General features: G+C 45.9%; 2 protein-coding genes. One reads left to right on the forward strand and one right to left on the reverse strand.

Translation table 11 applies throughout. The features are described 5' to 3' along the window. Positions 1-11,612: retention module-containing protein (locus RH88_RS16690; protein ID WP_005598194.1), on the reverse strand; the 11,612-nt coding region annotated here is incomplete at its 3' end. Positions 11,613-11,978: 366 nt separating this feature from the next. Between RH88_RS16690 and RH88_RS16695 the strand changes: the two genes are divergently transcribed. Continuing rightward, the gene (locus RH88_RS16695) at positions 11,979-13,571 is read left to right on the forward strand and encodes an EAL domain-containing protein (RefSeq protein WP_005598195.1); all 1,593 of its coding nucleotides are present in this window, start codon (positions 11,979-11,981) and stop codon (positions 13,569-13,571) included. The last annotated feature ends 12 nt before the right edge of the window (positions 13,572-13,583 follow it).

Genomic DNA, 13,583 nt, shown 5'->3' on the forward strand with positions numbered 1-13,583 from the left:
AAGTCATTGCTATCTGGCGCAGGGGTGAAACTCACTAGGTTTTGCGTGAGCGCTTGGTTGATCTCACTCACCGTACCGCTAATGGTAATGGTGTTCCCACCCGTGACATTAACGGTGAGGTTGTTGTTACTCGCCACCGTGGCATCTTGCGCCAACGTACCGCTATCAACGTTCAGTGTTAACGTGTAGCTCGCATTCGGGTCATCCAATGTGGCATCGATATCATTAATCGTGAATCCTTTAACGAACACCGAGGTATCTTCTGCGGTTTGAAGGTTATTGATATCTTCAAAATAAGGGCGGTCGTTAACAGCCTCTACAACCACTCCCACTTCAAACTGGCTGATTGGGCCAAGGTGTTTAACGCCATCATAACCCGTATCAACGGACTGCACTTTGATCGTCAGTTGGTCTGGATCCCACGTGCCTTGGTTTTGGTCACCCGAGTTAAACACCACTTTATCGATCGATTGCGCATTCACCTCTAGTTGCCATACTCCACCACCTAAATCGGTCGCGAGCGTAATGCCATCATCAAAGAAGATCTGACCACCAGCAGGGACATTCTCCACCGTAATCAACAAGGTTTCTGGCTGATCTTGAGCGCTATCTGATGGCAATAAATCTATCTTATCAATCACACTGGCGTTTATGGTGATGTCAATGTTCTGCCCTTCATCACCCGTCACCGAATCAACTGGATCGGTATCGACAGGATCTCCTACCGGAGTTACATCTATCGTAAATTGACCAGTATGTTCCACAGGAACACCCAGCAGTTGTTCTTGAGTAAAGACAACAATATTAATATCAGCCTTACCACTGAAGTTTTTGGCCGGTGTGATCGTTACTTGTGATAAATCGATGGAGGTAACACTTGGATTGGTTAATTGAATCGTCCATTCACCGCCACCGTTGTTTTTCACCACAAAATCACTCGAAGTACTATCAACAATAAAGTCGTCTGGTACACCAGTGAGTTTGGCAGATAAGAACTGCTCTGAACCATCAGTATCGGTAAGGGAGATCTGTAAGCCACTGCCGTTACTTTCCAGGTGAATATCGGTATCTTCATCGCCAACCACGACAATGTTGTCAGACGCTTCTGGCATCGTCACTGGGTCAACAACCGGTGTAATGTCGAAAGACATCTCGGCACTAAAGGTCTTGTCGGCCTGTTCATCTGGTGTTTGTGTGGTCCCCGTTTGGTCAAAGATGGTTTTATCACTAACGGTTCCAGTGACTCGCACTTCAACGGTATTGTTGTTATTGCCCGTTGGGTAATTGTGTTTTGGAACAAAATAGATTGCTTGCAATGCCGCTTCTATCACCGCGGGATCACTCGATTCAATCACCAACACACCTGGTGTTGTGGTTGTAATTGGATCGCCATTAATGTCGGCAAAGAAACCTAAGTCACTATCAACCAGTTCAATCTCTACTTTACTTAACGTTTCACGCCCTTGCGTTGGTGCATCACGTTCATCTGCGAGCGCGATATCAAGCTCAAGTTTGATTAAGTTATCTTCTAGAGCGTCAGCGGAGAGCTCTGCGCCTGTACCCGCTTCAACAGAGCTTGCATCAATCGTGAAACTTGGCGTGACGTCGGTATCTTCCGGTTGCGGACTACCGCCCGATGAGACTGGCACATCAACCAATGGCGTCACGGCAAACTTCACATCAACCGGTAACACTTTCTCATCACCGGAGATGGTATCAGTGGTCACGACCGACATAGGAATAATGAAATCACCAGCGTAATCTTCCGGAGTTATAAACTCCCAACCAGCCGGAATAATCAGATCGCCACCCGCTGTTACTTGCGCTTCAAAAATATACATTTCATTGGCGAAATCATACGTACCGCCACTGATCACCAGCCCCGACACTTCCGCCGGAATGTCACTGTGCGCAATGACGATGGTGACTTGGTCTGCGATACCATCCGCCGTGCCCGCTTTCAGTTTGATCACGTTCGATAATTGGCTACTAACATCAAACTGGTTATCTTCTTGGCCTAAGATAATCGCGGTAGGCGCCGTGATTTCCTCAACCTCTGCAGCTTCACTGGTTAGGGTGGATACATCACTTGGGAATACTAAGTCGACGATGGTTTTCACTTCGCGTGGCGCGCTGCCTTCGCCTTCATCACCGGCGTCTCGCACTTCAGCAACGAACTCGACTTTTATGCTATTTTCAGCCGCCCCAGCATTGGGATAAGTGAGGCCTTTTGGCGCTGAAATGGTGAAGTTTTCTTCATCCAAAATCGTCCACGAACCATCACCATTATTGACCGCGCCAAACACGATCAATTGATCCATTACCGCTTCGAGATCGGCATCTGGAATGCCACCAGTAAAACCTGCAAAACGCACCACCACTTGATCGACATTTTCCGTTGAGCTTGGGTCGAGATCTTGGAACTTAACGATGTTGGCATCACCATTTTGATCATTAATGGTAAAGTCAATTCGACCGTTACTGTTACCATCATCGGCATCATTGATTGACGTGACGACGTTACCATTGCTGTCTTCAATGCTCAGAGTACCATCAGGTTCCACAACAGGACGCACGACAATACTTAGTTGCCCCGTGACATCTGCTTCCACCGTCAGCGATGGATCATCTTCATCGATCTCTTTGACTTTTAATACGCTGGTTAGGGTAAAGTCCTTACTGGAGTCCTCCCCTGGGCGCACAAAGATTTTCGGTGGTGTTGAGCTCTGATCCAGCCCAGTAATATTCAATACGCCATTAGTGTAAGAAATATTACTAAAACCGGATTGCAGAACACCGTCAATCACGACATCGTTGCCATCAACTCGGATGTCGACCTCTTCACCGGCAATAGTAGGAAAACCAGAGATAGTGATTTCAGTGACAAACTCGTAATCACGGCCATTGGTGGTTGCGGTACTATCTGGCGAAGCGCCATTGGTTTCGATAGGCCAAGGTACCCGAATAAAGGTATCTTCATTGCCTGCCGAGGTGTTGCTGTAGCTATTCGTCGCGCCCCCCATTTCAATCACAGGCTCGATATTGACCTTTAGGACACCATTCACTTCACGCACGTGGCCATCATTTTCTGTCACCACCACTTTCGCATCGATGGTGATGTCATCCGTCGAGTACTTAGGAGGACGGATGGTGATGCCTGATTGATAGTTCTCTTGCGTAATGTTGGCTTGATAGATTGGCTTACCCCCTTCTTGGCCTACGTAGACCAAGTCAATCGCACCGCCATTAGCATCAAACAGCTCAACACCATCTGGAATATTAGATAACAGAACAGACAAACTCTCAGAGCCGTCAAAGACGCTATCATCTTCCTCGCCCGATAACACCGCGAAACTAATATCGGCCTCGGTACTTTCATTGATGGTCACTTGTGCGCCAACCAAGCCAGACGGTGGATCATATTCGTACCATGTTCCCAGCACGCCGCCCGTTGCAGGCTCTTCTGGTACATCCGGTAAAAATGGAATATCAGCGACGCCTTTCACGGTGACATTGACGGTTTTCGCCGCGCCCATCGGCTTAGTATCCACCACTTGTGAGCCATCGGCTAAGGTGGCGGTATCTTTAACAATACCAACCACATCAAAACTGAAATCAACGTTACTGTGCAGTGGCGGTTGGATTTCAACGAATGGCAATGCCGCTTCAGGGATCTCAAACACACCCGGCGAGAGTTCCACTATTGGGCTATCACCGGTGCCGATCCAACGCACTTCATAGCCAACCAGTACAGAGCCATCTTCTGATTTGAAATTATCAAGATGCACAAACTGTGCTTCTGAATCATCGTTTGGCGTGTCGATATCATCTGTTGAGCCTAACGAGATAACCTTATTGAGCGTAAACGCTTCGTGATCGGTTTCTGGATCAATCGTGTCTTGCGTTTTCGCGTTATCTTCAAAGATGGTGATTCGACTGACACTGAAAGAGCCTTGGTCAGCAATCGGATTAACATTGATCACCAACTCTTGCACGACGGATTCAGCCTGCTCTTTGCCTGCGAGTGCGTTGTCGGTCTCTTCTGTCAATGCGGTGGCATTAAACTTAATGAAACCTGAGAAGTGATCAATCGGATTCACTTGCACCGAATTAATATCGCCCGAGGTAATTTCATACACGCCCGGAGAAACTTCATTGATCACTTGGTCATTGCCATCCAGCAGTTCGAATTTACCTTCCCCTGCGGTGACTTCTAAGCGATAAGTGATCGTTTCTGGGTTACTGCCATCTTGCGTTACAGCTTGCAAGGCAAGGTTGGCATTTTCACCATCTTCAAACAGCGAATAAGTGTAGAGACTGTTCGCATCATTCCACTCTGCGATATCAGCAACCGCCTCAACCTCGATGTTCAAATTGCCGCCAATGGCATGATCTGGGGTTACACCATTGAGTATTTCAACCGTTATCGGCACCGAGAAACCACCATCACCTGACGAATAATTTCGATCGGGCACAAAGTAAAGATTATCAATGCTGGCAATCGTCGTCGTAGGATCGATAGTTTGTTGTACATCATCCGCATTTAACACCACACGGCCATCTGGTTGCGTGGTTAACTCAGTGTAAGTCGTGCCATCGAAGAAGTAGAATTTACCGTTATGCGTGCCCGCTTCAATAATAACCGTGCCGACTTTCTCACCATTATCTAAGTCGAACAACTTAACGGTTAAGTCCACTTTGCTTGGCGTTATCGCTAACGAACCTTGATTGTCTTCGACATTACTGTTGGTTATAGGCGGATTAAAGGTCAGTGAACTGTCTCGGCCTGAATCCTCAAAGCTCACCACGCTTGAAGATTCAATTATCGCGTCTCTATCTAAGATATTCACAGTGTAGGTTTTGACTGAGGTATCTTGATCACCATCAGTCGCGGTAACCGTCATGCTAAAGGTGAATTGGCCACTTTCATGCTCGAGGTTATCGACTGGCGTAAAGCGGAACTGGCCTCGATCGCCCGAGGTAGGGCGAACTTGCAATGTCCCTTGTACAATGTTGTCGGTGATAGTGCCGCCAGAATCACGGATGGTTTCGACAACCGTCACTGTTGTACGCGCTCCGGCCGGATCTAAGGCATCAACGTAAGTTCCGTCGGCAAGTAGAAAACGAATCTCCCCATTTGGAGTATCGTTACCTTCCACTAGCGTTATTTCAGCACCATCAGCGCCCGGTTTACCAAAAAGATTCGATCGAGTGCTATTCGTCTCGCCTTCAATAACCGTGATTGTTCGGTCGATGATATTAGGAACGTCATCACGTACCACAATATCCAGTGGCAGAGTGGCGGTTGGATCTTTGTCGAAATCCAATCCGCGAATATCAAAACCAATTGTAATATCGTTTTGACCTTGTCCGGCAGGATGGTCAAAAGGTTGCTCAATAGTAAAGGCGTAGCTGTTATCTGCAGTATCAAAAATCAAGGTGAAGACCGTATCGCCATCCGTTGCGGTTTGCGCGGTATGAGTCACCTTAGTGCCATCGGTTTGCACTGCGGCCCATACCAAGTCTTGCTCATCTGATTTTAACCCATCTAATGCACTATCAAGATTAACGATCTCATACTCTGTGATGCCATCAGCGCCCTCTTCTACAATAAAATTACCCGCCGCAGTGGTACTCTCTTTGTTACCATCAGAGCCGATGCGCGCAAGATCATCCTCATCAACTAACTTATTACCGCTTATCTCGGTCATTGTGGGTAAATCATCGCTGATATCAACCAAGATACTTTTCGCGCTGGTATCACCATCGAAATCAGTGGCAATAACGGGGAACGTTAATGTAGTGAGATCTGAGCCTTGAGCGTGATCAATTGGCGCTTTGAGTTCAAAGCTATAGTCACCATTAGCTTTAAGAGTTAAAACAAACACCTCAACGCCGCCAGCACTACCTGTGTAAGTATGTTGGTTAGTCGCGGGATCAATAACAGGGCCGGACATCGCCACATCGATGCCTCCGGACTGCAAGCCAGTAACCGGAGAAGTGGTCGATTCTAAACTGTATTTAACCACTGAATCGGCGCCTTGTACCGTCGTAAAGCTGCCATCGACCGTAAGTTCTGTCGCGCTAGGACTAGAACCATCACTGAGATCATTTTCGTTAACCGCCAAACGCTCAACGTCATCTACGGTGGGCACGTCATCAATGACGGTGATCGGCAGCGCAATCGCTGAACTTTCATCGTTATCAAAATCAATTACGCTGATTTGGAAGTTGATATCAAGCTGGTTTTCACCTTGACCCGTTGGGTGATCGAGTGCTTTTAACAAGGTAAAATCATAGCGCTGCGTCTGAGTGTTAAACACCATGGTAAACACCGCTTCGTTACCCGTTTCCGTTTGCGCGGTGTAGGTAATGAGATCGCCCACAGTGGTTGTGGTTGCCCACTCTAAGTTTTCGCCGCCTGATTTTAAGCCATTAAGTACCGATGCTTCATTGGCAATGGTGATCGCTTTGAGCGCATCTGCCCCTTCAGTAATATCGAACGTACCGCCAATGGTAATGGGTTCTTTATCTGGATCAGAGCCGACGATAGCAATGTCGTCTTCATTAACGATTTGATCGCCAGTGAAGCTATTAATCACGGGTGCATCATCGACTAAATTAACAATCAATGGTTTAGTGCTGGTATCACCATCTTGGTCAGTGGCAACCACTGAGAAAGTAATATCTTTGTCGTCTTCTGTGTCGGCGTGGTCAATCGGCGCTTTTAGCTCAAATTCATAACTACCAGCACTGCCATTCAAGGTAAGAATGAATACCTCACCATCCGCAGTAGAGCCAGTATAAGTATAAGTTTGTGTCGCTTGATCAAACACTTCGCTAATCGTGAGCGCTTTACCTTGTGATTGCAGACCTGCAACCGGATCAGTCAATGAGGCAAGGTGATAAGTGATCACTTGGTCAGCCCCTTGCGTCACATCGAAAACGCCAGAGTCTTTGAGTGAATCAGTGCCCTGATCAGAGCCGCCGGTTAAATCATCTTCATCCACGCTCAGTGGCAAAATCGTATTAATCAGTGGAATGTCATCAACCACTGTAATCGTTAGTGGCTTGGCTGCGGTCGTATCGCCATCAAAATCGGTGGCGCTCAGTATAAAATCAAGCGCGAGACTATTCTCACCTTGTCCTACAGGATGATCCAAAGGCTCAAGCAAAGTGAAGCTATAGCTGTTATCGCTGGTATCAAGAACTAAGGTAAACACCGTCGCCCCTGAAGTGGTCTGAGCGGTATACGTAAACTGTGTGCCATTTTGCACCGGACTACCCGCTTGCCATTCTACCGCTTCAGTGCCCGATTTGAGCCCCGAGAGTACGCTATCAATATTGGTGACTTGAAAGCTTTTTAGCCCATCGGCTCCAGCATCAATATCAAAGTTACCATCGATTTGATTGCTGCCATCAAGAGCTGAACCAATGGTTGGAATGTCATCTTCATCAACACTGGTTTCGCCAGTAAAGCCATTCAGTACCGGTGCATCATCAACCAGTTTGACCACTAATGGTTTTATGCTGGTATCGCCATCTCTGTCGGTGGCGACAATTGAGAAGGTGAGATCTTTGTCATCTTCATTTGCGGCATGATCAATCGGTGCTTTTAGTTCAAACTGATAATTACCGTCGCCTTTTAGCGTCAGCACAAACACATCACCATCAGCACTTGATCCGGTATAGGTGTAGGTTTTTGTCGCTGAATCAAACGATTCGTTGATGCTCACTTCCTTACCCTGTGACATCAAGCCGCTTACAGGAACGGTCAATGATTCAAGATGGTACGTGATCACTTGATCAGCGCCTTGCGTGGTATCAAACACGCCAGTATCGATCAGTGAATCGCTACCTGCATCGGTGCCATTGGCTAAATCGTCTTCATCAACACTCAGTGGCGCAATGGTGTCTATTTGCGGCACATCATCAACGACCGTAATCACCAATGGCTTAGCCGCTGTGGTGTCGTTATCAAAGTCCGTTGCTGTTACTTCAAAGGTCAGATCAAGCGTGTTTTGCCCTTGCGCATCAACATGGTTAAGCGGCTTATCGAGCGTAAAGCTGTAGCTATTGTCACTGGTGTCAAACACCAAGCTAAACACGGTTTCACCCGAGGTTGTTTGCGCTGTATAGGTGAACTGAGTGCCAACTTGTTCAGGGCTGCCCGCTTTCCACTCTAGGCTATCATCGCCAGAGCTTAGGCCATTAAGCAAAGTGCCGATATTAGTCACCTGATAGCTTTTAACGCCATCAGCGCCTTCGCTAATATCAACGGTGCCGCCAATAATATTGCTGCCAACTTGCCCAGGCCCAATATCCGAACCAATGGTTGGGATATCATCCTCATCTACGCTGGTCTGGCCGCTAAAGCCATTTAGGATCGGCGCATCATCTTCTAGAGTGACGACGAGTGGTTTCGTACTGGTATCACCATCTTGGTCAGTGGCGACAATCGAGAACGTCAGATCTTGGTTGGTTTCACTGTCGGGATGATCGATCGGCGCTTTTAGCTCAAATTGATAGTTACCGTTGCCACTTAGGATTAACACAAATACAGGGCCATCGGCGGTTTCACCTGTGTAGGTGTAGGTTTTTGTCGCCGTGTCGAACGACTCACTGATGGTGACCGGTTTACCTTGTGATAACAGACCAGAAACAGGGCTAGTTAATGATTCCAGTTGGTAAGTAACGACCCCATCAGCACCTTGCGTGGTATCAAACACGCCAGAGGCGGTCAACGAATCATTGCCCTCATCGGTACCGCCGACCAAATCGTCTTCATCAACACTCAATGGTGCGATGGTATTAATCAGCGGAATATCATCCACCACAGTGATCGTCAGCGGTTGCTCGCCCGTGGTGTCATTATCAAAGTCCGTCGCGGAGACTTGGAAGGCTAACTCTAGGTTATTTTCACCTTGCGAATCAGCATGATCGAGAGGTTTGAGCAAAGTAAATTGATAGCTGTTATTGCTGGTATCAAATACCAAGGTAAAGACTGTCGCTCCTGACGTGGTTTGCGCCGTATAGGTAAACTTGCCGCTATCTTGTTCAGGGCTGCCCGCTTTCCACTCCAACGCTTCATCGCCAGAGGTTAAACCATTAAGTAGCGTAGCGGTGTTGGTCACTTGATAGCTTTTAACACCATCGGCGCCTTCTTCAACATCAATGGTGCCACCGATCACGTTACTGCCGTCGAGCGCAGATCCTATCGCTGGAATATCGTCTTCATCAACTGTAGTCGTGCCAGTAAAACCGTTTAAAATTGGCGCGTCATCCACTAATTTCACCACCAGCGGTTTGGTGCTGGTGTCGCCATCTTGGTCAGTAGCGACGATGGCAAAGGTGAGATCTTTATCATCTTCATTGGTTGCATGATCAATCGGCGCTTTGAGTTCAAATTGATACGCACCGTTGCCACTGAGGGTTAAAACAAATACCTCACCATCGTTAGTCGAGCCGGTATAGGTATAAGTTTGCGTATTAGGATCATAAGACTCGGCAATCGTGATTGCTTTACCTTGCGATTCAAGACCCGACACCGGAACGGTAAGCGATTCAAGACTATACGTCACAACACGGTCAGCACCTTGAGTGGCATCAAAAACACCAGAATCAATCAGAGGATCATTGCCAGCATCAATACCACCAGGCAGGTCATCTTCATCGATTGATAGGGGGGAGATCTCGTTAATCAACGGAATGTCATCGACCACAACGATATCGAGCGATTTGGCTGCGGTCGTATCGTTATCAAAATCCGTTGCGCTGATCATCACATTCAATGTGATGGTGTTTTCACCTTGAACATCGGGATGGTCTAATGGCTTATCTAAGGTAAATCGGTAGCTGTTATCACTGGTATCAAATACAAGAGTAAAGACTGTGTCACCTGCGGTGGTTTGCGCAGTATAAGTAAACTCAGTGCCGCTCTGCTCTGGGCTCCCCGACTTCCATTCCAGTGCTAGCTCACCAGAGGTTAAACCAAACAGTAACGTATCAACGTTGGTGATTTGATAACTTTTAATACCATCAGCACCTTCTTCAATATCAAAGTTACCGCTGATTTGATTGCTTCCATCAAGAGCTGAACCAATGGTTGGAATGTCATCTTCATCAACACTGGTTTCGCCAGTAAAGCCATTGAGTACGGGTTTATCATCAAGAATGGTGATCGGCAATGTGCCTTGGGCGGTGTCATCGTCGTAATCGGTGGCCGTTAATGGGAAATCGATAGTGGTACTATCGCTGCCCACTTGATGATCAATTGGCAGTTTCAATGAAAACTCGTAATCACCTGCGGTATTAATCGTCAGAACAAATACATCACCTGCACTGGTCGAAGCGGTATAAGTAAAACTACCATCACTGTTTGCAACTTCATTAATCGCCAGTGGTTCACCTTGTGAGGTTAAACGGCCATCGGCGTTAAAGTTAGTAACGTCCAAACGATATTGCTCAATGGTGTCACTGCCTAAATTAATATCCACTACATTACCAGCTACTGTGGCTGAGGGATCGGTTGCCGTACCGTCCGTTAAGTTTGCTTCATTCAGGGTGATATTTGGCACATCCACGATTTGTGGATCAATACCATCGCCGATGGTGACGCTGGCACTGATTGGCGCCTGAATCGAATTACCACCGCTATCGGTGCCCGTAATATCAAAATTCACCACGATTTGATCATTAACCAAGGCCACATTGCCACTACCAACAGAAGGTAGATGGTCAATAGGCTGCGATAATGTCGTGGTAATAGTTAGTGTGAGATCTTTTCCTATAGGGGTCACATCCAAGTCGATGCGTATAACCTCACCAGCCGCAGATACACCAATAATGGCATTTTCACTCGCGTCATAAGTAAACGCGACGTCTTGGTTTGCCGATTTAATATCGTTGTTTAATTCAGCCAGCAGGGTGGCAAGAGAGATGGGGTCAGGGACAAAACTGGTTGGATCAAGCGGCAAGTCGCCAGCTTCAATAAATACGGAGGCAGTGACAATAGAAGGATAAGTATCAGGGTCTAGATCCCCCTCTACCACTAGCTCTGCTATGCTTTCTCCCCCAGCAGCAAAGACCGTTGAGCGGCCATCCTCTTCTGGGTCATCAAATATATCACGGCGCGGAGCACTGGTTTCAAAGAAGGTTTGAGCGAGTGTTTGAGCGTTGGTGTAGTCAATTGTAACAAACCCTGCATTGGCAGAACCTAACACGCCCCCCGCAGCCGCGGCTTCTAAAATAGCTGTCGGGTCTTCTCCCGCCAAGATGGCAGCTTGCAGAGCCTCTATCTCGTCGATGGCAAACGTTGTATCTTCAATATTCGACAAATCAACGTTAATTTCGCCACCAATCGGCGCATCTGCGATAGTTTGTTGAGAGACAGTATTATGGTCGAAGCAAGCAACGCAGTTTTGCGTGATAACGGCGACTTCGTTTCCAGACTTAAGCTCTACCTCTGCGCCATTAACAACAATGACTGTATCTTTGTTCGTGACAACATCGCCGACTTTTAGATCTCGCGCATTCCCTTTTTCGTCGATGACAATTGCATCTCCGGTCAGTTTAGCAACCTTGAATCCACCGTCGCCCACTTTATTGTCCATCTCATCCCCCGAAATTTCTTAAATCTTGCAAGTAACTAGTAATTCTTATCATTTTATTTACTATTTTATCACCAGAAACTTACCAAATAAGAAACGATTTTGCATTGATTTTCACTCATTTAGTGACTTTCGTTGTTCAAAAGTAAGTATAGTCATTGAACACAAAATTGGTTGTATGGAATCAAATAACGCACAAATGAAAATACACACATATGAAAATCTGACTAAAGAGCAGACTTTTCAACGTTAGAATGGGACAACTTGAGATGTATTAGTATTGAGACATGCTAAAAAAAACTGAAGTAATTCATAAACTCTCAGTTAAATTTATTTATAGTTGCATAAAGCAATGACAAGCAGGTTCTAATGTACTCAGCAAAGTTTAACTTACGCAAAATCTACACACTCACTCGAGAGATGTGTTCCCATTTGCCAAACTTAATCCCTGTCCTCGTCATTTTCTTCCTTGCCTTCTCATTTTCTATCTTAGGCAATTACTACCATACAAAAAAAGCGGCCTATCAAGATGGGAAAGAGCTCATTCTCGCATTGGAACGCTATATCGAAAAAACGGCTAGTGAACTCTATGTTTTGAATAAACAAATAGGTAAAACATGCAGCGAAGAAGATAAGTTGGCATTACGTAGTCATGTCTTCCATTCTGAATTCATTAAAGAAGTAGGGATATATAGTAACGGTCGAATAATCTGTACAAGTAATGAAGGCCTGACTGATATTGACCTTTCCAATGCGATTGTAGAAAGAATCAATGCTTCTAAAACACATATTACAATTGAAGTCAGCCGCTCCAACAGTGCGTTAAACACCTTTTTCATTTATGCCTCAATCAATGATCACTATGGCCTAAATGCTCTGATGCCCCCGCAACGCTTTATCAATCTCATTGCGCAAAATTTAGATAACAAACAATACAAATATCGACTCAGTATATTAGGTAGGGATCTCAATGGAGAAATACCAAGTAACCTAAAACAAAAAGACCAGTTTATTTTCGACTCTGAAATCTACCCACTGCAAATAGAACTACGCCCTAGCGCTGGCACATATCAATATCACTATTTCAGCCATATTTGGCAGACCATTTTAGTGGCATCTCTGTTTTCTTTAATTTATTTGATTATTGGCTATCAACTGTTGGCTAAGCGTTCGATTGAATTTAACTTAGTCAGCGCCATTGAGAATGACCAAATTGAATTGTATTTACAGCCAATTGTGGATGTAAATAACAACGAAGTGGTTGGTAGTGAAGCCCTTGTGCGCTGGAATCACCCGACACAAGGTCAAATCTCACCTGAAATCTTCATTCCATTGGCGGAGAGCCTCGGCATAATTGACTTGCTGACCAAAAAAACACTATCAAATGTAGCTCGATTTCTCACCAATAATCCCAGCTATCAAGCCAAAAATTATGTCAGCGTCAATCTCAGCCGTGTTTGTTTGGTTGACGATGATTTTATTACTCACTTACTGCTGTTTACCAAACGGTACCCTAAGCTTGTTGGATGCTTGCTGCTTGAAGTCACCGAAAATTTGGATTTTGATCAGCAGCAATTACAAGTAGCATTACGCAATCTCCAGCGAATTCAAAAAATGGGTTTTCAGCTCGCGATTGACGATTTTGGCACTGGTTACTCAGGTCTCAACTTCATCCGTTTGCACCGCTTTCAAGTCATGAAAATCGATCAAGTGTTTATTAAGAGCCTACAAAACGATTCAAGTATTACACCGGTTTTGATTTCGATGATTCAACTTGCAAAAGAGTTGGAAATGAAAGTCATTGCTGAAGGGGTAGAAACCAAGCACCAAATCGATTTGCTGAAAGAGCTCGATGTTAGCTATATACAAGGGTTCTATTACTCACGGCCGATCAAACCAGCGGCGCTAATCGAATTAGGCAGCGAAATCAAGTTCGACCAAGTTAGCCGACTCCCCGCTTAATCACAAACGTGG

This window comes from Vibrio scophthalmi LMG 19158, assembly GCF_000222585.1.
In the GTDB taxonomy this organism is placed as follows: domain Bacteria; phylum Pseudomonadota; class Gammaproteobacteria; order Enterobacterales; family Vibrionaceae; genus Vibrio; species Vibrio scophthalmi.

What these genes read in the sequence shown, in the direction of transcription:
- RH88_RS16695 (WP_005598195.1), top strand. Translation starts at nt 11,979, where the DNA reads ATGTACTCAGCAAAGTTTAACTTACGCAAAATCTACACACTCACTCGA.